Origin of the sequence: Pseudomonas huaxiensis (assembly GCF_003231275.1) — a bacterium.
Lineage (GTDB): Bacteria > Pseudomonadota > Gammaproteobacteria > Pseudomonadales > Pseudomonadaceae > Aquipseudomonas > Aquipseudomonas huaxiensis.
Map to the genome: position 1 here is coordinate 36,911 of NZ_QKVL01000026.1, position 19,047 is coordinate 55,957.

Genomic DNA, 19,047 nt, shown 5'->3' on the forward strand with positions numbered 1-19,047 from the left:
CTGCAATCGATGATCAGCCAGGTGGTCAGCTCGGTGCAGAAGGTCAGCGACTCGTCGGAGCACACCGCCGATATCGCCATTCGCACCAACCAGGGCGTGCACAAGCAGATGGCGGAGATCGACCTGGTCGCCACCGCGGTGCACGAGATGACCGCCACCGCCCAGGACGTGGCGCGCAACGCCACCCACGCCGCCCAGGCCGCGAGCAATGCCGACCAGGCCGCCAACCAGGGCCTGTCGATCGTCCGCGACACCTCGCAATCGATCACCGCCCTGGCCGAAGAGATCGGTCGCGCGGTTGGCGTAGTGCAGGCTCTGGCCCGCGACAGCGAAAACATCAACGCCATCCTCGTGGCGATCCGCGCCATTGCCGAGCAGACCAACCTGCTGGCGCTCAACGCCGCCATCGAGGCTGCACGGGCGGGTGAACAGGGCCGCGGCTTCGCCGTGGTCGCCGACGAGGTCCGCAACCTGGCGCAGAAAACCCAGCAGGCCACCGAAGAAATCCAGCAGATGATCCAGCAACTGCAGCAAGGCACCCGCGATGTGGTGCGGGTCATGGAAGACAGCCAGGGCAAGACCGACGTCAGCGTGCAGCAGGCGGCGCGGGCGGCCGAGGCGCTGGAAAGCATCACTCGCGCGGTGTCGGTGATCAACGACATGAACACCCAGATCGCCAGTGCCGCCGAGGAGCAGAGCGCGGTGGCCGAGGACATCAACCGCAACGTGATCAACATTGGCCAGGTGGCCAACGAAGTGGCCGGTGGCGCCGACGAGTCCAGCACCGCCAGCGCCGAGCTGACCAAGCTGGCCGAGCAGCAGCGTCGGCTCATCAACCAATTTAGAGTTTGAGCTGCAAGCTACAAGTTAAAGCAGGGTGTCAGTCAGTTAGCGTTTTGACGCCTATGTTGGGGCTGCTCAGCCGGGGGTCAAGCATTCCGGGGCATTGAGTTTCGGATCGTTGACGAAGTTGGCCAGCACCCGCTCGCGCAAGGCAGCGGGCTGACTGGCCAGCAGGCCCTGGAGTTCACCGACCGGGGTGTCCGGGTTGAGCCACGCGGCCTGCCCGGCGGCATCGAGGATCAGCGGACGACGCTGGTTCATCGCCGCCTGGGTCACCACCGCGGTGCTCAGCCAGATCTGCTCCTGCACCGGATACGCTTCCCAGATCGCCGCGAAGAACAACGACGAACCCTCCCCCGGCGTCAGCCAGTACGGGCGCTTGCGCACCGCGCCGCGCCATTCGTAGAAACCGTTGGCCGGCAGCAGGCAGCGACGCTTGGCGAAGGCTTCACGGAACATCGGTTGTTCGGCGAGGGTTTCGGCGCGAGCATGGGCGGGGGTGCGGGTGAGATCGGTCAGCCAGGGCGGGGTCAGGCCCCAGCGGGCGCGGGCCAGGGTCATCTGGCCGTCGTCCAGGCGCTGGATCAGTACCTGGGCGCCGGGAGAAATGTTCCATTGGGCCTGCTGGCCCTCAGGAAAGCCGGGCAACGCGGCAAAAGCCGGCGACCAGCGAAACAGCGCATAACGTCCACACATTCAGGCGAAACCTAGCAAATCAGAATTCCCGGAAGGTGATCCGGCTCGTCGCCAGGAAGTGGCTGGGCCGCATTGTACGCGGCGATCAGTTGCCGTGCGTACTCGGCCTGCTCGTCGGACACCGCGAGGCCGAGCAGGCCGTGCACCGGCAACTCGCCGATGCCGCCCATCAGATCGCGCCCGGCCAGGTACGCCTCGATGCCTTCGCTACCGAGCATGCCGATCAGCACTTCGGCTTCCAGCAGGTTTTCCGGTTCGTAGATTCGCTGCATCAGTCGTCCTCACGCTTAACGTCCAGCATCCATTCGTCACCATGGACCTGCAAAATGAACACGATCGGACGGCAGCACACCGCGCAGTCCTCGATGTAGTGCTGATCACCGCCGGAAAGATCGACGGTGGTTTCCACGGCTTCGCCGCAATAAGGGCAATCGTAGATCGCAGTTTCCAGCATCGCGGCCTCCGCAGTGATTGTGCGTATAATTGCCGGTCTTGCGCCCCCCTCAAGCCGGTATTTCTGGGCGCAGCCCTACCCTTTACCCTAGCCGTTTCACAACAAGAGAGCATGATGGGCGAATTCGATGCCATCCGACCCTACGACGACGCTGAGGTCCCTGCCGTTCTGGCACGCCTGCTCAGCGACCCGGCATTCCTGGATATCCTCACCCGCTTCCGCTTCCCGCGCATGGCCACGGGTTTCGGCTGGCTGCTCAAGCCGCTGATCGCTCGCCGCCTGCGCAAGGAATTCGCCGGCGTGACCTGCGTCTCGACCCTGCAGGACAAGGTCGAGTTCTACGTCGACCACACCATCGAGCGCGCCACCGACGGCGTCACCTATACCGGTGTGGAGCAATTCAAGTCGGGTACCGCCTACCTGTTCCTGGCCAACCACCGTGACATCGTGATGGACCCGGCGTTCGTCAACTACGCGGTCTACCACGCCGGCCTGCCGACCCCGCGCATCGCCATCGGCGACAACCTGCTGCAGAAGCCCTTCGTCAGCGACATGATGCGCCTGAACAAGAGCTTCATCGTGCACCGCTCCATCAGCGGCCGGCGCGAGAAGCTGGCGGCCTATCAACTGCTCTCGGCCTACATCAACCATTCGATTCGCAACGATGGCGCCTCGATCTGGATCGCCCAGGCCGAAGGCCGCGCCAAGGACGGCGACGATCGCACCGATTCGGCAATCCTCAAGATGTTCCACATGAGCCGCAAGGGCGAGCCGTTCGGCGAGGTGATCCAGTCGCTGAACCTGAGCCCGGTGTCGATCAGCTACGAATACGACCCGTGCGACCAGGCCAAGGCCCGCGAGCTGTACATCCGCGCCACCACCGGTAGCTACAGCAAGGCGCCGGGCGAGGATGACCTGAGCATCGCCCAGGGCATCACCGGCTACAAAGGGCGAGTGCACATCAACTTCGCAGCGCCAGTGACCGAGCTCTTCGACGATACCAAGCAATTGGCGGCGGAGATCGACCGGCAGATTCTCGCCGGCTACCGACTGTTCCCGGCGCATTACCTGGCGTACGCGCAGTGGGCGGATGCCGACCCGCAGTTGCAGGTGCCGAAGGCGGCTGAACTGTTTGGCGCCGAAGAGCTGGCCAAGGCTCAGGCGCAATGGCAGAGCCGGCTGGAGGCGTGCCCGCAAGAGCATCGTCCGTACCTGGTGTTGCAGTACGCGATGCCGGTGCGTAATCAGTATCGGGTCAAGGCCGGGTTGCCGCTGTAACGCTTCAGGGCCTCATGGCGAGCGCGCGATGAGGCCCTCAAGAGGTCAGATCCAGGTGCTGACCCAGGACAACAGCAACGCCAGCGCCAGGAAAGCAAACCCCAGGCTGTAATAGAACCGGTTGACCCGCTGGGTCAGCAGGTCGATGGCCGCCTCGCCTGCAGGCAGGCTGGCCATGGCCCGCGAAGCGCGGCGCCGGGCGTTGTGCAGGAGCACGCCGCCAGGACAGGTCAGCAGCAGGGCCAGCAGATTGATCAGTTTGGTCGGGTGGGCAGCGAACAGGCCCCAGAACATTTGCAGCGACATCGCCTTACCTCGAAAGAACCACGATTGCTTCGAAACGCGCGCATTCTACCCAAGCTGCCCGTCCCTGCCCGTCCTTTACGACCAATGACGATAAATTGCGCCGTCATACAGTCGTCATCCAGACAAGCCACCCTGTTGCCCTCCCAACGAACCGGAGCTTGTCATGCTGCACGCCGAAAACCAGGATCGCCTCTATCTGATTGCCCAGAGCGAGGAGCAGGAAGCGCTGATCGACGGTTTGGCCTTCAACGTCCAGGACCGCCAATGGCTGGTCTACTGTGCCCTGGGCGGCCATCCCCACGATCATTTGCCGGAGGTCGACAGCCAGACCGGTATCAGCGTGCTCGACTTCTACGTCGACGCGGCCTGAGCCGCGCGAAGCTACAAGCTGTCAGTTTCAAGCCACAAGAAAAAGCCCGATACCTGTCGCCAGATACCGGGCTTTTTCTTGTCGCTTAAAACTTGAAACTTGCAGCTCAAGGGACGGTTTATTCGCCCAGTACCTGACCGATGGTCGGATCCTTGAACAGGCGGGTCAGAGCGTCGCTGAGCACGTCGCTGACCAGCTTGGTGTTGGTTTCCTGGTTCGGCGCCATGCCGAAACGCTGGTCCAGCGAAGCACCGTAGCGGCCGCTGTAACGACGGTTGGCGTTGTTCACGTCAGCCTTGAAGGTCGCGCCGATGGTGGCTTCGGTCACGTACAGGCCTTCTTTCGGCGACTGGTACTTGAGTTCAGCCAGGGTCACGGTCAACTGCGGGGCGTTGTAGGCGTTCGGCGTCGGGGTGAAGCCCAACAGGCGGACAGCAGCTTCAGCCTGGGCCTGCAGCTTGGGCAGGATATCGTTGCCGGTGACGCTGATGGCGCTGGTTTCCGGGTACAGACCGCCACGGGTGCCGAGGGTCTGGGTGCCGCGTCCGTCTACCACTCGCACCACCACCGGCTGGCCATGGCCAACGGGGGCGAGCTGGGCGGTGAGTTTCGGTTGCGGGCTGAGTTGTTGCGGGCTGTGGGCACAACCCACCAGGGTCAGGCTGGTCACAGCGATCAAACCGAACAACAAACGTTGCAACATGCTCATCTCTCCTGGAATAGCGGCAAAGGCCGCCAGTATACCCAGCCCGTCATGCACCAGTCATCGGGCCTCTGCGGTTAGGACAGCGCTTTCATGCTTCCAATTCCCTGTCATACGGACTTCATCATTGCCGACGTATGCTGGCGCCAGTTTCCTACCGGTACATCGCCATGCACAGCCTCTGGTCCCTGCTCTTCAAACGCCAGCCGCAACGCCACTTCGCGCGCCTCGACGCGCAGGGGCTGTGCCAGGCATTCAAATGTTGCGAACAGCTACCTGCCGGGTCCGGCTGGGTGGAAGTCAGCGAATCGCGTCTGCAATGGCTGAACCGTCCGCTCCCCGGTAACGCCCGGGTCGTACAGCGTCCGCGCGGCAATCGACTGCAGCGCATGCTCGCCGCCTGACGGCCGAGCAAGAAAAGTCGTTAATAAAGGTCGTTTCTCCCAGCGACCTCGTTATAATCTGCCCCCGATTATAAGGACGTCTCCTGATCGGGCCCCGCAGTACCGCCAATGCCACGCATCGGCTTCCCCGCATCCGCCCACAGAGAGCCGCCCACACAGGTCTTGCGAAGCCGGTGTGCCCGCTTTTTTCTCGGCCCCCATGCTCTGCCTGAACCTGACGGACCTGCCCTGCACGGTCCATTTTTGAGGTTCACGACTCCAAAAGAGCGTGAAAAAACGGGTTTTCACAACTTCACAAGAGTGTGGCGAGCAATGAACAGTCTGGTATGTGCAAAAGCATCATCAGTGTCCCGAACAGCCCCAAGCAGCTGGCTACGGCCTTCATCCGTCATGGGTGACTGAGGCCGGTTTCATAGCGCACGACGGGCGCCTCGACCATAAGTCGAATTGCCGCACCGGCCGCGAAATGCGTTCATACGCATCTAACGAGCCTGGTTGGCAGTGTCCGTGAACGTTGGAAAGCTGCGAAGTATCGGATAGGGCAGTCTCGGAGTTCCGGGGTCCTATGCTGTCAATTAGGTGCTGAAGATTTTGGAGATGCGTTAAATGGCGCAGAACGAAACAGTCGATGTGGTACTGGTAGGGGCAGGCATCATGAGTGCCACCCTGGCCGTGCTGCTCAAGGAACTCGACCCGGCAATCAAGCTGGAAGTCGTCGAGTTGATGGATTCGGGTGCCGCGGAAAGTTCCAATCCGTGGAACAACGCAGGTACGGGCCATGCCGGGCTGTGTGAACTGAACTACACGCCTCAGGCCGCTGACGGCAGCATCGACATCAAGAAAGCGGTGCTCATCAACACCCAGTTCGAGGTTTCCCGGCAGTTCTGGGCGTACCTGAGCAAAAAAGGCGCGTTCAACTCGCCACGGGCGTTCATCAACCCGGTGCCACACCTGAGCTACGTCGAGGGTGACAAAGGCGTCGCGTTCCTGAAGAAGCGCTTCGATCTGCTCAAGCAGCATCACGCCTTCAGCGAGATGGAATACACCGAAGACCAGACGGTGATGAAGGAGTGGATGCCACTGATGATGCCGGGTCGCCCGGCTGACCAGAAGATCGCCGCTACCCGCGTGATCAAGGGCACAGACGTCAACTTCGGCGCGCTGACCAACAAGCTGCTCAAGCACCTGGCCAGCGCGCCGGATGCGCAGGTCAAGTACAGCAAGAAGGTCACTGGCCTGCGCCGTAACGGCAGCGGCTGGACCGTCAGCGTCAAGGACGTCAACAGCGGCAGCAGCCGTGATGTCGACGCCCGCTTCGTGTTCCTCGGCGCCGGTGGCGCGGCCCTGCCGCTGCTGCAAGCGTCCGGCATCCCGGAAAGCAAAGGCTTCGGCGGCTTCCCGGTCAGTGGCCAGTGGCTGCGCTGCGACAACCCGGAAATCGTCAAGCAACACCAGGCCAAGGTCTACAGCCAGGCCGCGGTCGGTGCTCCGCCGATGTCGGTTCCGCACCTCGACACCCGTGTGGTGGACGGCAAGAAATCCCTGCTGTTCGGCCCATACGCCGGCTTTACCACCAAGTTCCTCAAGTACGGTTCGTTCCTTGACCTGCCGCTGTCGGTGCGCATGGGCAACATCGGCCCGATGCTGGCCGTGGCCCGCGACAACATGGACCTGACCAAGTACCTGGTCAGCGAAGTGATGCAGTCGATGGAGCAGCGCCTGGACTCCCTGCGCCGCTTCTATCCGGAGGCGAAAGCCGAGGACTGGCGCCTGGAAGTGGCTGGCCAGCGCGTGCAGATCATCAAGAAAGACCCGAAAAAAGGCGGCGTTCTGCAGTTCGGTACCGAACTGGTGGCCGCACAGGACGGCACCCTCGCCGCCCTGCTGGGTGCCTCGCCAGGCGCTTCGGTGACGGTGTCGATCATGCTGGATCTGATCGAACGCTGCTTCGCCGACAAGGCCAAGGGCGAGTGGGCCGAGAAGCTCAAGGAAATCTTCCCCGCGCGGGAGAAAGTCCTGGCAGCCGACGCAGCCCTGTACCACAAGGTCAGTGCCTACAACGACGAGGCCCTGGGCCTGGTCGAAAGCAGCCCGGCGCCAAGCTACGCTTGAGTCGCGCTCATAAAAAAACGCCCTTCGGGGCGTTTTTTTTGCGCAGAAGATCGATCAGCCGCGGGCTTTCTCGATGATCTCGACGTATTCCGGCGCGTTGCGCTGGTCGGCGATCGCCTCGACGAAGGTCTTGCCGTGCTCGTCCTTGCCGTCCAGGTCGTAACCGGCTTCAACGAAGAAACCGACATAACGCTCGAAGTCGTCGATGCGCAGGCCACGGTAGCCCTTGATCAGCTTGTGGTGCGAAGGCGAGGTCACGCCATCGGCTGGCTCGTAAATGAGGAACGATTTGACGTAGTCATCGCTGATTTCGTCGCCAATCACCTGCTTCTTGTCTTTACGCATTACCGACTCCAACTGAACCATCAAGGACATTTTCCACGGGGCGGGCAGTTTACCCCCCGGCGGGCCCGGCGCTCAACGCGCGCGAAGGGTTCCGGTGTGCAGATCGGCCCAGATGTGGCCGTTGGGGTAGCTGAGGAATTGCACGTAGACGGTGTCGTTGCGCAGCAGGTCGAGGATCACCTGGTACTGCGCAGGCGCGTAATTCAGGGTCAGGGTGCGGGTGGCACTGTCGAAGGCCGGCTTTTTCAGGCTTTTGCCCTCGCCGTCGAAGCTGATCACCACCTGGGTGATGGTCGCACCCTGGCTGAGCGGCTTGCCTTTCAGGCGCATGGTCAGTGACGAAGTGATCGGCAGCGGTTGCTGGTTGGACTGGCGCTGGTTACCGACGACCACCGAATAGCTGGTCACTTGCAGCAGTTGCTGGCTTTCGGGGTTTTCCCCACGCACCGACTGCTCGTCCGGCGGCAGGAACTGGCCATGCATCGGCGCCGCAACGGCAGGCAGGCTCAGGAACAGGAGAAGCGGGAGAATCGTCGCACGCATGACAGGCTCCTTGGAGGGCCTGGCACTCTACCATGATGTGTCCGGTTGTCGCGGGGCGCAGGCGTTGCGCCAGGCCCCGCGGGCAATCAGTCGAACTGCGCGCGCATCCACGCTTGGTAGGCCACGACTTCCGGCTCGCCTTCGCGCGGCGCCCAAGGGGCCATGTCGCCGTCACTGACCGGGCGGTACGGGCCCGCCTTGCATTCGAACATCAGAGTGTCGGGCTCCATGACCACCAGGCCATGGAAAATGCCGGGCGCCAGATCAACCCCCAGACACTCGCCGCCCGCCTGCAGGATCCGCTTGTCCAGCACGTTGCCGGCCTCATCGAAAATCAGCACGCCCAGCTTGCCCTTGAGGACGATCAGGTTCTCGGCCTTGTCGGCCGCCTGGTGGCGATGGGGCGGAACGTAGGTTTCCGGCTGCAGGCCGACCAGCATGCGGTGGCAAGAGTCTTCCATCTCGTGGAAGTTGTGATGCGCGCGGCCACGCGGGCTTTGCGCGGCCTTTTGTGCCACCTCGGCGAACAGCGATTGATCCAGGTAGGAAGGCTTGGCCATGGTGTCAGAGCCCCTTGACGGCGTAGATGCCATTGGCGTTGCGCCAGTAGCCCTTGTAGTCCATGCCGTAACCGAAGACATAGCGGTCGACGCAGCTCAGGCCAACGAAGTCGGCCTTAAGGTCCGGGCTGGCCTTGCGGTCGTGGTCCTTGTCGATCAGCACGGCGGTGTAGACGTTGCGAGCACCGGCATGGCGGCAGAAATCCATGATGGCGCTGAGGGTGTGACCTTCATCGAGGATGTCGTCGATGATCAGCACGTCGCGGTCGATGAACGAGACTTCCGGCTTGGCCTTCCAGAACAGGTCACCGCCGCTGGTCTGGTTGCGGTAGCGAGTGGCGTGCAGGTAGGAGGATTCCAGCGGGAACGGCAGGTGGGTCAACAGTTTGCCGGCGAAGATCAGCCCGCCGTTCATGACGCAGAACACCACCGGGTTGCTGTCGGCCAGGCGCTCGGTAATCTGCGCGCCGACTCGGGCGATGGCCGCCTCGACTGCGGCTTCATCGTGCAGGCAGTCGGCCTCGCGCATGACTTGACGGATGTGCTCGAGATCAGCGGACATGAAACTCTCCAGGGAGTCAGGATTTGGAAAAGCGGGCAAAGGTACGCATCCACACGCATCAGATCAAGCATTTCTGGACTAACGTCCAGTGTGGCTATAGGACACACACGGTCGAATAGATTAATCTAGCGCGGTTTTTTTGCCCGCATTCCGGAGCCCTTCCCCATGCCCATCCGTGAGATCCGCCATCCGCTGATCCGCCACAAGCTCGGCCTTATGCGCCGCGCCGATATCAGTACCAAGAACTTTCGCGAACTCGCCCAGGAAGTCGGCGCGCTCCTGACCTATGAAGCCACCAAGGACCTGCCACTGGAAACCTATTCCATCGATGGCTGGTGCGGCGCCGTCGAAGTCGAGAAGATCGCCGGCAAGAAAATCACTGTAGTCCCGATCCTGCGCGCCGGCATCGGCATGCTCGAAGGCGTGCTCAGCCTGATCCCAGGCGCCAAAGTCAGCGCCGTGGGCGTGGCCCGCAACGAGGAAACCCTCGAAGCCCACACCTACCTGGAAAAGCTCGCGCCGGAAATCGACCAGCGCCTGGCCCTGATCATCGACCCGATGCTGGCCACCGGCGGTTCCATGGTCGCGACCATCGAGCTGCTCAAGCGTGCCGGTTGCAAGGATATCCGCGCCATGGTCCTGGTGGCCGCGCCGGAAGGCATCGCCGTGGTGGAAAAAGCCCACCCTGACGTGCAGCTCTTCACCGCTTCGATCGACCAGCGCCTGAACGAAGACGGCTACATCATTCCCGGCCTGGGCGATGCCGGTGACAAGATCTTCGGCACCAAGCAGAAGGACGCCTGAGCATGCAGGACGAGTTCAACGAACCGCTCTGGCGCCAGGTAGTCTCCGGCGCGCAAATGCTCTTCGTGGCCTTCGGCGCCCTGGTGCTGATGCCACTGATCACTGGCCTTGATCCCAACGTCGCACTGTTTACCGCAGGCCTCGGCACGCTGCTGTTCCAGATCGTCACCGGGCGTCAGGTGCCGGTGTTCCTGGCCTCCAGCTTCGCCTTCATCACCCCGATCATCCTTGCCAAGGGCCAGTTCGGTCTGGCCGAAACCATGGGCGGCGTCATGGCCGCAGGCTTCGTCTACACCTTCCTGGGCCTGGCGGTGAAGATCAAGGGCACCGGGTTCATCGACCGCTTGCTGCCACCGGTGGTGATCGGTCCGGTGATCATCTCCATCGGCCTGGCCATGGCGCCGATCGCGGCCAACATGGCCATGGGCAAGGCCGGCGACGGCACCGCCCTGATGCCGTACAGCACGGCGATGATGATCTCGATGCCAGCACTGCTGACTACCCTGATCGTCGCGGTCTTCGGCAAAGGCATCTTCCGCCTGGTGCCGATCATTGCCGGCGTGCTGGTGGGCTTTGGCCTGTCGTTCGCCTTCGGTGTCGTCGATGTCGCCAAGATCGCTGCCGCGCCGTGGCTGGAGCTGCCGAAGTTCACTGCGCCGGCGTTCAACTGGCAGGCCATCCTGTTCATCGTGCCGGTCGCCCTGGCTCCGGCTATCGAACATATCGGCGGCGTGATCGCGGTGGGTAGCGTGACCGGTCGCGATTACCTGAAGACCCCGGGCCTGCACCGCACCCTGCTGGGTGACGGCATTGCCACCACCACTGCCGGCCTGTTCGGCGGCCCGCCCAACACCACCTACGCCGAGGTGACTGGCGCGGTGATGCTGACCAAGAACTACAACCCGAAGATCATGACCTGGGCGGCGGTGTTCGCCATTACCCTGGCCTTCATCGGCAAGTTCGGCGCGCTGTTGCAGAGCATTCCGGTGCCGGTGATGGGCGGTATTCTCTGCCTGCTGTTCGGCTCGATCGCTGCGGTCGGCATGAACACCATGATCCGCCACAAGATCGACCTGAGCGAAGCACGCAACCTGGTGATCGTTTCGGTGACACTGGTCTTCGGTATCGGCGGTGTGCTGGTCGGTAGCGGTGACGGCCCGGATGACTGGGGCCTGAAAGGCATCGCGCTGTGCGCGGTGGTGGCTATCGCCCTGAACCTGCTGTTGCCGGGCAATGACGGCTGGAAGAACAAGGTGATGGATGATCATCTGCCCTGAGCGGAGTGATCTTCACCTGTAGAAAAGGGGCTGCGTTGGCAGCCCCTTTTTTTGTTCACGGAGGAACCACAACTGATGTGAGCACCGCAACCCTTGTGGACACATCTTTAGGTCATGTGGTGGCTGGAAGGCGCCTGTCAAAAGACCGAGTAATGGCCACCAAGCGCATGCCGGAAATTTTCTAGCGCTCTCAAGACCGAGCGCCGCCCGCGCGGCGCATCGCGAGCAAGCTCGCTCCTACATTGGTTGCAACGTACCTATGTCTGTCAGGCCATGGTTGATCGCCTTGTTTTTACATCGCGGTATCGAGTCGAATTCAACAGCCTCCCCGCGATTCATCGCCAAACGCCAAGAGCGGGCAATACCTTTCTAACAGGCCATTGCGCGTTGCAACCAATGTAGGAGCGAGCTTGCTCGCGATGCGCCGCGCGGGCGGCGCTCGATCTTGAGAACGCTGAAAAACTGTCGGCTAGCGAATGCTCGCCGCTACCCGGCCTCCTGACTGGCGCCTCATGGGCTTCATACAGTCATGAGATGGTAGATACCTATGGCCATCGCTGGCAAGCCAGCGCCCACAAGGATCAGGCCCGCTCGCACAGCGTAACCAGTGCCTGCACCCATTGCGGGTGATCGTTCAGACAAGGCACCAACTTCAACTCCTCCCCACCCGCCTCGATGAATTGCTCGCGACCGCGGTCGCCAATTTCTTCGAGGGTCTCGATACAGTCGGCAACGAACGCCGGGCACATCACCAGCAGCTTCTTCGCCCCGGCCTTGGCCAGTTCATCCAGCCGCGCTTCGGTGTAGGGCTCGATCCACTTCGCCTTGCCCAGCCGCGACTGGAAGGACACCGACCATTTGCCATCCGGCAGCCCCATCTTGCGCGCGAAAGCCTGGGCCGTCCGCAAGCACTGGCCGCGATAACAGACGGCGAGCATTTCCGCAGAAGCCTCACGGCAGCAGTCGGCGTCCTGGAAGTTATGCGTTCCGGTCGGGTCGAGCTTCTTCAGGTGCCGCTCCGGCAGCCCGTGGAAACTCAGCAGCAGGTGATCGAAATCCTGCTCCAGATAAGGCTTGGCGCTCGCCACCAGCGCATCGATGTACTCGGGCTGGTCATAGAACGGCTTCAACACCGTCATCTGCAACGGCAGTCTCTGCTCGGCGATCACCTCATTCGCCTGGGCGATCACGGTGGTCACGGTACTGTCGGCGAACTGCGGATACAGGGGCGCGAGGGTTACCTTGCGCACACCTTGGGCGGCCAGTTTCTTCAACACCGAGGGCAGCGACGGCTCGCCATAGCGCATGGCGATTTCCACCGGTCCGTGGGTCCAGTGCGGCGCCACGGCCTGTTGCAGGCGACGGGTCAGCACCACCAGCGGCGAGCCCTCGTCCCACCAGATCGACGCGTAGGCATGGGCGGACTGTTCCGGGCGCTTGATCAGGATCAGCGACACCAGCAAACGCCGCACCGGCCACGGCAAGTCGATGACGTAAGGGTCCATCAGGAACTGATTGAGGTAACGGCGCACATCAGCGACGGAGGTGGACGCCGGCGAACCCAGGTTGACCAGCAGCAAAGCATGATCGGTCATGCAACATCCTTTTCAGAGGCGGGGGGACAACTCGTCCAGCGCCGATTGCACATCGTTGAAACGGAAGGTGAAGCCGGCCGCCAGCGCACGCACCGGGCGCGCGCGCTGACCACCGAGGAGCAACGTCGACAACTCGCCAAGCCCCGCCTTCAACACCAGCGCGGGTAACGGCATGAACGCCGGCCGGTGCAGCGTGCGACCCAGGCGCCGGGCGAACTCGCGGTTGCGGACAGGCTCCGGAGCGCAGGCATTATAAGGACCGCTGGCATCGTTGCGCTGCAAGAGAAAATCAATCAGGGCGATTTCGTCCTGGATATGAATCCACGGCATCCACTGCCGGCCATCGCCGATCGGCCCGCCCAGCCCGAGTTTGAAGGGCAGCCGCAGGCGCGACAAAAAGCCGCCCTCGCTGGCCAGGACCAACCCGGTGCGAAGCAGCACGACACGGATGCCGAGGGCTTCGGCGCGCTGCGCGGTTTCTTCCCAGGCGATACACAACTGGCTGGCGAAGTCTTCCTTGACCGGGCGCGAAGACTCGGTCAATTCACGTTCGCCGCCGTCGCCATACCAGCCCACCGCGGAGCCGGAGATCATCACGGCCGGGCGCTGTTCACGACGCTCGAGCCAGGCCAGCAGGTGTTCGGTCAGGGTGATCCGGCTGCCCCATAACTGCGCCCGCCGCGACACGGTCCAGGGTCGATCGGCAATCGGCGCACCGGCCAGGTTGATGACCGCATCCAGCGGCCCGTCGCCGTAAGCCTCCAGCTCGCTGATGCCGCGAACGCCGGCACCGCAAAGCTGGCCAACCTGATCGGCACGGCGGCTCCAGACCGTCAGTCGATGACCCTGGTCGAGCCAGTGGCGACACAGTTGCTGTCCAATCAGGCCGGTACCACCGGTCAGCAATATATTCATGGCCGTGTCCTCATGATGGCGCTCGCTGGTCTACTTTTAAAAGCAAGGCACTTTTTTGACCGTTCACTCTGGGATAAACATAGGCCAACCTGTTGCAACGAGCCGATCGATCTTATACAAAACCCTGGAGTTGTACAGGTTTGTCCGACAGCGTGGCTGTCTGTACCTACTAGAAGGTTCAAAGAGGCCCATCATGACCGTACCTATCGCCATCATCGGTGCCGGCATTGCCGGACTCTCTGCCGCCCAGGCCTTGCAGAAGGAAGGACTCACCGTCCACCTGTTCGACAAGGGGCACGGCAGCGGTGGACGTATGGCCAGCAAGCGCAGCGAAGCCGGGGCTCTGGACCTCGGTGCGCAATATTTCACCGCCCGCGACCGCCGCTTCGTCGAGCAGATCCAGCACTGGCAGGCCAAGGGCTGGGTCGCGGAGTGGAAGCCGCAACTCTATAACTACCGCGACGGCCAGTTGAGCCCTTCGCCGGACGAACAGATCCGCTGGGTCGGCACGCCACGCATGAGCGCCATCACCCGCGGCCTGCTCAAGGACGTCACGGTGAACTTCAGTTGCCGCATCAGTGAAGTCTTCCGCGGCAAACAGTACTGGCACCTGCAGGACACCGAAGGCTGCAGCCACGGCCCGTTCAGCAAGGTCATCGTCGCCGTGCCGGCACCGCAGGCCGCGGCCTTGCTGGCCGCCACGCCGAAACTCGCTGCAGCCGCGGCCGGCGTGCAGATGGAGCCGACCTGGGCCATCGCCCTGGGCTTCGACACCCCGCTGGCCACGCCCATGCAGGGCTGCTTCGTGCAGGACTGCGCCCTCGACTGGCTGGCCCGCAACCGCAGCAAGCCGGGGCGCGAGGAGCGCCTGGACACCTGGGTCCTGCACGCCACCTCGGCCTGGAGCAAACAGCACATCGACCTGCAAAAAGAAGCAGTGATCGAACAGTTGCTGGGCGATTTCGCCGAGCTGGTCGGCTGTGCAGTACCGGCGCCGAGCTTCACCCTGGCGCACCGCTGGCTCTACGCACGCCCCGCCAGCAACCATGAGTGGGGCGCACTCGCCGACGCCGACCTGGGCCTGTATGCCTGCGGTGACTGGTGCCTGTCGGGCCGGGTCGAAGGCGCCTGGCTCAGTGGCCAGGAAGCTGCCCGCCGCCTGATCGAACACCTGGAATAATCCCAGCGGGCAAGGCGTCCTCTACAGAAATATTGACTTGTACAACTTCCGGCTTATGCTGAGCAAAGTTGTACAGGTTTTTATCTTTGTACAAGAAAGGTTGCCCAACATGCTCGCTACCAAGCCCAAAATCGCCCTCAGCGCCTGCCTCGCCGGTGAAGAAGTCCGCTTCAATGGCGGTCACAAGGAATCGCGCCTGTGCACTGAAGCACTGGCGGAGCATTTCGAGCTGGTGCCCGTCTGTCCCGAAGTGGCGATCGGCCTGGGCACGCCTCGTGCCGCGATCCACCTTGCCGGCGATCCCGCCCAGCCTCGCGCCGTCAACAGCCGCGACGACACCATCGATGTTTCCGATGCGCTGATCCAGTACGCCGACCAGATGGCCGTCGAGCTGGACGATATCTGCGGCTACATCTTCATGCAGAAATCGCCGTCCTGCGGACTGGAGCGCATCAAGGTCTACCAGGCCAACGGCTACCCCGCACGCGAGCGCGCCAGCGGCCTGTACGCCGCGCGCTTCCGCGAGTTGCGCCCGGACCTGCCGCTGGAAGAAGAAGGCCGGCTGTGCGACCCGGTGCTGCGGGAAAACTTCATCATCCGCGTGCTGGCCTATGCCGACTGGCAGCGCCTGTGCGCCGAGGGCCTGAGCCGCCACGCGCTGATCGCCTTCCACTCCCGCTACAAGTACCAACTGATGGCGCACAACCCCGAGCAATACAAAGTGCTCGGCAAACTGCTGGGCAGCATGAGCCGCCAGGACGACCCGCAGCAGATCGGCCCGGCGTATTTCAGCCAGTTGATCGCCGCGTTGCGCCGCTGCGCCAACCGCGGCACCCACGGCAATGTGCTGATGCACCTGAGCGGTTACCTGCGGCGCTTCCTTGACGCCGGGGACAAGCAGGAAATCCGCCGCGTGATCGAGCAATACATGGCCGGAATCGTCCCGCTGGTGGTGCCGCTGACGCTGCTCAAGCATCACCTCAACCATCATCCCGACGCGTACTTGCTGAGCCAGGTCTACCTGCAGCCACACCCGGAAAACCTGAGCCTGCGCAATGCCATCTGAACCGCTATTGCCCATTCGCGAAATCTCACGGCTGACCGGGGTCAACCCGGTCACCTTGCGCGCCTGGGAGCGGCGTTATGGCCTGGTGGTGCCGCAGCGCACCAGCAAGGGCCACCGGCTGTACAGCAGCGATCAGGTGGAACGGATTCGCAGCATTCTGTTCTGGCTCAACCGTGGTGTTGCAGTCAGTCAGGTGCTGCCGTTGCTCGACAGCGACAAGTCGCCCGAGCAGAGCATTCCCGGCGACGACTGGCAGGCGCTGCGCACCCACCTCACCGAGTGCATCGCCCACCTCGCCGAGCGCCAGCTCGACCAACAGTTCAACCAGGCCATGGCGCTCTACCCCGCCACCACCCTGTGCGAGCAACTGCTGCTGCCGTTGCTCGGTCATCTTGAAGCACGTTGGCAGACACACCCCACCGCTCGCCTCGAACAGGGCTTTTTCCACAGTTGGCTGCGCAGCAAGCTGGGGCTTCGGGTGTACCACAACAACCGCCAGTGCAACGGTGCGCCGGCGATGCTGGTCAATGGCGGCGGCCTGCCGTTCGATCCGCAGTTGTGGCTGTGCGCCTGGCTGGTGAGTGACGCCGGCTGCCCGGTGGAAGTGTTCGACAGCACCCTGCCCGCCCGCGACCTGGCACTGGGCGTCGAGCAACTGGGGGCGAAGGCGGTGCTGGTCAGCATCAATACCGCCCAGGACAGTGACCGACTGCAACGCACCCTCTCGCCGCTGAGCGTACCGAAACTCCTGTTCGGCGCTGCGGTCACTTTACACAAGCATGCGTTGCCGACAGATCCCGATTGGCACTTGCTCGACTCGCCTCTGGCGGCGTGCCGGTGCCTGCAAGACCTCAAGCCGCTTGTCACGGAAAAAAACGGACCCGAATAATGCAATTGATCTGGCTGCGCAGCGACCTGCGCGTACATGACAACACCGCCCTGGCCACCGCTTGCGAGCGCGGCCCGTGCCTGGCGCTCTGGCTGGTCAGCCCGGCACAGTGGAAGCACCACGATGATGCCGCCTGCAAGGTGGACTTCTGGCTGCGCAATCTGGACGCACTGAAACAGGCGCTCGGCGAACTGAACATCCCGCTGCTGATTCGTGTTGCCGATGACTGGAAGGACGCACCCCGGGTGTTGCACGAGGTATGCCGGGAGTACGGCGCGCAGGATGTCCATGTCAACGAGGAATATGGGATCAACGAACAGCAGCGTGATCGCGACGTAGGCGAATACCTGCTGCAGCACGGCATCGGCCTGCACAGTCACCTGGATCAGTTGCTGTTCAAACCGGGCACGGTGCTCACTCGCCAGGGCGGTTACTTCAAGGTTTTCACCCAGTTCCGCAAGCTCTGTTATCAGCGCCTGCACCATGGCCTGCCCGCATTGCAGCCATTGCCGCGCAAGCAGGCGAAGACTAACGTCGCCAGTGACGATATCCCACGGCACATCGATGGTTTTCCCACCCCCGCAGCGTCGCTGCGCGAGCAGTGGCCGGCGGGTGAAGACCACGCCCGCGAGCGGCTGGCCCGCTTCGTTGAAGACGACATGGCGGACTACACCGAACAACGCGACCTGCCCGCCGTCGACGGCACCAGCCAACTGTCGCCGTACCTCGCTGCCGGAGTAATTTCCGTGCGCCAGTGCCTGCACACCGCGCTGGCCAACAACTACGGCGAATTCGAAAGCGGTAATCCCGGCGCCGTCACCTGGATCAACGAGTTGCTCTGGCGCGAGTTCTACAAGCATGTGCTCGTCGGCTATCCGCGTGTCTCTCGCCACCGCGCCTTCCGCCCGGCGACCGAAGCGGTGAAATGGCGCGACGCCCCCGAGGACCTCGCCGCCTGGCAGGAAGGCCGTACCGGCATCCCGATCGTCGATGCCGCCATGCGCCAATTGCTCGCCACCGGCTGGATGCACAACCGTCTGCGCATGGTGGTAGCGATGTTCCTGAGCAAGAACCTGCTGATCGACTGGCGCAAGGGTGAAGAATTCTTCATGCGCCATCTGATAGACGGTGACCTGGCCGCAAACAACGGTGGTTGGCAGTGGAGTGCGTCCACCGGCACCGATGCCGCGCCGTATTTCCGGGTGTTCAACCCCGTCAGCCAATCCGAGCGCTTCGACAGCAAGGGCCGCTTCCTGCGACACTGGTTGCCGGAGTTGAAGGCGCTGGACGATAAAGATATCCACAGCCCCGGCGGGTTGTTCGGCGTTCAAGGTTATCCACAGCCGATTGTCGATCTTGGCCCGAGTCGCCAGCGCGCCATCGACGCTTTCCGACAACTCCCCAACGACCACAGCAAAGAGCACGCCCTTGAATACTGAGACACCAAAACGTATCTGGGTAACCGGCGCCAGCAACGGCCTGGGTCACGCATTGGCGACACAGTTGCTCATGCTCGGTCATCACGTGGCAATCAGCGGTCGTGCTCCGTTCGACCCACTTCCCGAGAACCTCGCCCGGCACTGCCTGGTGCTCGACGGTGACTTGAGCGATGCCGCGCAGGCTGAGTGCATGAGTCGGCGTATCCAGGATCGTTGGGGCGCGCTCGACACGCTGATCCTCAATGCCGGGACATGCGACTACCTCGACGCGAAATCCAGCGGCACAGAGATGTTCGAAGCACTGATCCAGAGCAACCTGTCCGCCAGCACTCACGGCCTGCAAAGCGCTCTGCCGCTGTTGCAGGCGGGGCAGTCGGCGCACGTCGTGGCCATCCTGAGCAGCATCACGGCACTCCAGCAACATGAAAGCAGCCAGTGGCCCTCGGCGCAGAACAGCCTGGGGCAATGGTTCAGCGAGGTTCGCAGCGTGCTTTCGCCCAAGGAAATCGACCTCACACTGGTCGCGCCGCAGAACCTGAAAAAGCCCGTCACCCTGGCCGTGGCACTGCCGCAGAACTGGGACGCGCAAAGCGCCGCGCAAGCGATTATCCAGCGCTTGTCCCTGCGGATGCCTGAAATGGTTATGGAAGCGTTGTCGGTCAGCAGTCTGTGGCCGTTGCGGCGTTGACCGAAAATGAAACCGGGG

23 protein-coding genes are annotated in these 19,047 nt (G+C 62.8%); 12 read left to right on the forward strand and 11 right to left on the reverse strand.

Annotated features, from left to right (window positions below):
* The first annotated feature begins 108 nt into the window (after window positions 1–108).
* Complete coding sequence (locus tag DM374_RS34455) at window positions 109–852, forward strand: methyl-accepting chemotaxis protein (protein ID WP_371864333.1); 744 nt, start codon at window positions 109–111, stop codon at window positions 850–852.
* A gap of 66 nt (window positions 853–918) precedes the next feature.
* Here the strand turns inward: DM374_RS34455 and DM374_RS22600 are convergent, their stop codons facing one another.
* Genes DM374_RS22600 through DM374_RS22610 form a run of 3 tightly spaced genes read right to left on the reverse strand, consistent with a single transcriptional unit; the run spans window position 919 to window position 1,993 of the window.
* Entirely contained in the window at window positions 919–1,539 is a 621-nt protein-coding gene (locus tag DM374_RS22600) for an SOS response-associated peptidase (RefSeq protein ID WP_110971893.1), read from the reverse strand.
* A gap of 11 nt (window positions 1,540–1,550) precedes the next feature.
* Window positions 1,551–1,811, reverse strand: coding sequence for a putative signal transducing protein (locus DM374_RS22605; RefSeq protein WP_110971894.1), 261 nt, complete (start codon window positions 1,809–1,811; stop codon window positions 1,551–1,553).
* Window positions 1,811–1,993 carry a CPXCG motif-containing cysteine-rich protein gene (locus DM374_RS22610; protein ID WP_095158624.1) on the reverse strand — a complete coding sequence of 61 codons (183 nt, stop codon included), beginning with the start codon at window positions 1,991–1,993 and terminating at the stop codon, window positions 1,811–1,813. The genes DM374_RS22605 and DM374_RS22610 overlap by 1 nt, the downstream gene beginning before the upstream one ends.
* Before the next feature lie 111 nt (window positions 1,994–2,104).
* Here DM374_RS22610 and DM374_RS22615 point away from each other — a divergent pair, with 111 nt between their 5' ends.
* The gene (locus tag DM374_RS22615) at window positions 2,105–3,271 is read left to right on the forward strand and encodes a 1-acyl-sn-glycerol-3-phosphate acyltransferase (protein ID WP_110971895.1); all 1,167 of its coding nucleotides are present in this window, start codon (window positions 2,105–2,107) and stop codon (window positions 3,269–3,271) included.
* A gap of 45 nt (window positions 3,272–3,316) precedes the next feature.
* Here DM374_RS22615 and DM374_RS22620 read toward each other — a convergent pair whose 3' ends face one another.
* Entirely contained in the window at window positions 3,317–3,577 is a 261-nt protein-coding gene (locus DM374_RS22620) for a hypothetical protein (RefSeq protein ID WP_095158626.1), read from the reverse strand.
* Window positions 3,578–3,740: 163 nt separating this feature from the next.
* Between DM374_RS22620 and DM374_RS22625 the strand changes: the two genes are divergently transcribed.
* Complete coding sequence (locus DM374_RS22625) at window positions 3,741–3,947, forward strand: hypothetical protein (RefSeq protein WP_095158627.1); 207 nt, start codon at window positions 3,741–3,743, stop codon at window positions 3,945–3,947.
* Between the two features lie 118 nt (window positions 3,948–4,065).
* Here DM374_RS22625 and DM374_RS22630 read toward each other — a convergent pair whose 3' ends face one another.
* Window positions 4,066–4,650: a YajG family lipoprotein gene (locus tag DM374_RS22630; RefSeq protein WP_095158628.1), complete on the reverse strand. Its 585-nt coding sequence runs from the start codon at window positions 4,648–4,650 to the stop codon at window positions 4,066–4,068.
* A 170-nt stretch (window positions 4,651–4,820) separates the two neighbouring features.
* On the opposite strand from DM374_RS22630, the gene DM374_RS22635 reads away from it, so the two are divergent.
* Window positions 4,821–5,054: a hypothetical protein gene (locus DM374_RS22635; RefSeq protein ID WP_110971935.1), complete on the forward strand. Its 234-nt coding sequence runs from the start codon at window positions 4,821–4,823 to the stop codon at window positions 5,052–5,054.
* Window positions 5,055–5,660: 606 nt separating this feature from the next.
* Entirely contained in the window at window positions 5,661–7,166 is a 1,506-nt protein-coding gene (gene mqo / locus DM374_RS22640) for a malate dehydrogenase (quinone) (RefSeq protein WP_110971896.1), read from the forward strand.
* Window positions 7,167–7,220: 54 nt separating this feature from the next.
* Here the strand turns inward: mqo and DM374_RS22645 are convergent, their stop codons facing one another.
* From DM374_RS22645 to DM374_RS22660, 4 genes are all read right to left on the reverse strand, one after another.
* Window positions 7,221–7,511 carry a PA4642 family protein gene (locus DM374_RS22645; protein ID WP_095158630.1) on the reverse strand — a complete coding sequence of 97 codons (291 nt, stop codon included), beginning with the start codon at window positions 7,509–7,511 and terminating at the stop codon, window positions 7,221–7,223.
* Window positions 7,512–7,583: 72 nt separating this feature from the next.
* On the reverse strand, window positions 7,584–8,054 hold the full coding sequence (locus DM374_RS22650; RefSeq protein ID WP_095158631.1) for a hypothetical protein: 471 nt from the start codon (window positions 8,052–8,054) through the stop codon (window positions 7,584–7,586).
* Window positions 8,055–8,140: 86 nt separating this feature from the next.
* Window positions 8,141–8,614, reverse strand: coding sequence for a WbuC family cupin fold metalloprotein (locus tag DM374_RS22655; protein WP_110971897.1), 474 nt, complete (start codon window positions 8,612–8,614; stop codon window positions 8,141–8,143).
* 4 nt (window positions 8,615–8,618) lie between these two features.
* Complete coding sequence (locus tag DM374_RS22660; protein ID WP_095158633.1) at window positions 8,619–9,176, reverse strand: hypoxanthine-guanine phosphoribosyltransferase; 558 nt, start codon at window positions 9,174–9,176, stop codon at window positions 8,619–8,621.
* 165 nt (window positions 9,177–9,341) lie between these two features.
* Between DM374_RS22660 and upp the strand changes: the two genes are divergently transcribed.
* Both upp and DM374_RS22670 read left to right on the forward strand, forming a co-directional pair.
* A complete protein-coding gene (gene upp, locus DM374_RS22665) occupies window positions 9,342–9,980 on the forward strand; it encodes a uracil phosphoribosyltransferase (RefSeq protein ID WP_095158634.1) in 639 nt (212 codons plus the stop codon).
* Window positions 9,981–9,982: 2 nt separating this feature from the next.
* Window positions 9,983–11,257, forward strand: a complete 1,275-nt coding sequence (locus tag DM374_RS22670; protein ID WP_110971898.1) for a uracil-xanthine permease family protein — start codon at window positions 9,983–9,985, stop codon at window positions 11,255–11,257.
* Between the two features lie 581 nt (window positions 11,258–11,838).
* Here the strand turns inward: DM374_RS22670 and hemH are convergent.
* Together hemH and DM374_RS22680 are read right to left on the reverse strand one after the other, a co-directional pair.
* A complete protein-coding gene (gene hemH / locus DM374_RS22675; RefSeq protein ID WP_110971899.1) occupies window positions 11,839–12,852 on the reverse strand; it encodes a ferrochelatase in 1,014 nt (337 codons plus the stop codon).
* Between the two features lie 12 nt (window positions 12,853–12,864).
* A complete protein-coding gene (locus DM374_RS22680) occupies window positions 12,865–13,767 on the reverse strand; it encodes a TIGR01777 family oxidoreductase (protein WP_110971900.1) in 903 nt (300 codons plus the stop codon).
* Window positions 13,768–13,960: 193 nt separating this feature from the next.
* Here DM374_RS22680 and DM374_RS22685 point away from each other — a divergent pair, with 193 nt between their 5' ends.
* The 5 genes from DM374_RS22685 to DM374_RS22705 all read left to right on the forward strand — a co-directional run bounded on the left by DM374_RS22685 (window position 13,961) and on the right by DM374_RS22705 (window position 19,029).
* Window positions 13,961–14,947: an NAD(P)/FAD-dependent oxidoreductase gene (locus tag DM374_RS22685; protein WP_110971901.1), complete on the forward strand. Its 987-nt coding sequence runs from the start codon at window positions 13,961–13,963 to the stop codon at window positions 14,945–14,947.
* Window positions 14,948–15,056: 109 nt separating this feature from the next.
* On the forward strand, window positions 15,057–16,013 hold the full coding sequence (locus DM374_RS22690) for a YbgA family protein (protein ID WP_110971902.1): 957 nt from the start codon (window positions 15,057–15,059) through the stop codon (window positions 16,011–16,013).
* A complete protein-coding gene (locus tag DM374_RS22695) occupies window positions 16,003–16,902 on the forward strand; it encodes a MerR family transcriptional regulator (RefSeq protein ID WP_110971903.1) in 900 nt (299 codons plus the stop codon). Before DM374_RS22690 ends, DM374_RS22695 begins: the two co-directional genes overlap by 11 nt.
* Window positions 16,902–18,341, forward strand: coding sequence for a deoxyribodipyrimidine photo-lyase (phrB, locus tag DM374_RS22700; RefSeq protein ID WP_110971904.1), 1,440 nt, complete (start codon window positions 16,902–16,904; stop codon window positions 18,339–18,341). The genes DM374_RS22695 and phrB overlap by 1 nt, the downstream gene beginning before the upstream one ends.
* Window positions 18,331–19,029, forward strand: a complete 699-nt coding sequence (locus tag DM374_RS22705; protein WP_157969736.1) for an SDR family NAD(P)-dependent oxidoreductase — start codon at window positions 18,331–18,333, stop codon at window positions 19,027–19,029. Before phrB ends, DM374_RS22705 begins: the two co-directional genes overlap by 11 nt.
* Window positions 19,030–19,047 lie beyond the last annotated feature (18 nt).

Bases quoted from the DNA above. Each gene is read 5' to 3' on its own strand.
- DM374_RS22685 (WP_110971901.1), top strand. From the start codon at position 13,961: ATGACCGTACCTATCGCCATCATCGGTGCCGGCATTGCCGGACTCTCT.
- DM374_RS22600 (WP_110971893.1), bottom strand. From the start codon at position 1,539: ATGTGTGGACGTTATGCGCTGTTTCGCTGGTCGCCGGCTTTTGCCGCG.
- DM374_RS22670 (WP_110971898.1), top strand. From the start codon at position 9,983: ATGCAGGACGAGTTCAACGAACCGCTCTGGCGCCAGGTAGTCTCCGGC.
- DM374_RS22660 (WP_095158633.1), bottom strand. From the start codon at position 9,176: ATGTCCGCTGATCTCGAGCACATCCGTCAAGTCATGCGCGAGGCCGAC.
- DM374_RS22635 (WP_110971935.1), top strand. From the start codon at position 4,821: ATGCACAGCCTCTGGTCCCTGCTCTTCAAACGCCAGCCGCAACGCCAC.
- DM374_RS22645 (WP_095158630.1), bottom strand. From the start codon at position 7,511: ATGCGTAAAGACAAGAAGCAGGTGATTGGCGACGAAATCAGCGATGAC.
- DM374_RS22690 (WP_110971902.1), top strand. From the start codon at position 15,057: ATGCTCGCTACCAAGCCCAAAATCGCCCTCAGCGCCTGCCTCGCCGGT.
- phrB (WP_110971904.1), top strand. From the start codon at position 16,902: ATGCAATTGATCTGGCTGCGCAGCGACCTGCGCGTACATGACAACACC.
- DM374_RS22605 (WP_110971894.1), bottom strand. From the start codon at position 1,811: ATGCAGCGAATCTACGAACCGGAAAACCTGCTGGAAGCCGAAGTGCTG.
- DM374_RS22630 (WP_095158628.1), bottom strand. From the start codon at position 4,650: ATGTTGCAACGTTTGTTGTTCGGTTTGATCGCTGTGACCAGCCTGACC.
- DM374_RS22695 (WP_110971903.1), top strand. From the start codon at position 16,003: ATGCCATCTGAACCGCTATTGCCCATTCGCGAAATCTCACGGCTGACC.
- DM374_RS22680 (WP_110971900.1), bottom strand. From the start codon at position 13,767: ATGAATATATTGCTGACCGGTGGTACCGGCCTGATTGGACAGCAACTG.
- hemH (WP_110971899.1), bottom strand. From the start codon at position 12,852: ATGACCGATCATGCTTTGCTGCTGGTCAACCTGGGTTCGCCGGCGTCC.
- DM374_RS34455 (WP_371864333.1), top strand. From the start codon at position 109: ATGGCGGAGATCGACCTGGTCGCCACCGCGGTGCACGAGATGACCGCC.
- DM374_RS22620 (WP_095158626.1), bottom strand. From the start codon at position 3,577: ATGTCGCTGCAAATGTTCTGGGGCCTGTTCGCTGCCCACCCGACCAAA.
- DM374_RS22655 (WP_110971897.1), bottom strand. From the start codon at position 8,614: ATGGCCAAGCCTTCCTACCTGGATCAATCGCTGTTCGCCGAGGTGGCA.
- DM374_RS22650 (WP_095158631.1), bottom strand. From the start codon at position 8,054: ATGCGTGCGACGATTCTCCCGCTTCTCCTGTTCCTGAGCCTGCCTGCC.
- DM374_RS22625 (WP_095158627.1), top strand. From the start codon at position 3,741: ATGCTGCACGCCGAAAACCAGGATCGCCTCTATCTGATTGCCCAGAGC.
- DM374_RS22610 (WP_095158624.1), bottom strand. From the start codon at position 1,993: ATGCTGGAAACTGCGATCTACGATTGCCCTTATTGCGGCGAAGCCGTG.
- mqo (WP_110971896.1), top strand. From the start codon at position 5,661: ATGGCGCAGAACGAAACAGTCGATGTGGTACTGGTAGGGGCAGGCATC.
- DM374_RS22615 (WP_110971895.1), top strand. From the start codon at position 2,105: ATGATGGGCGAATTCGATGCCATCCGACCCTACGACGACGCTGAGGTC.
- upp (WP_095158634.1), top strand. From the start codon at position 9,342: ATGCCCATCCGTGAGATCCGCCATCCGCTGATCCGCCACAAGCTCGGC.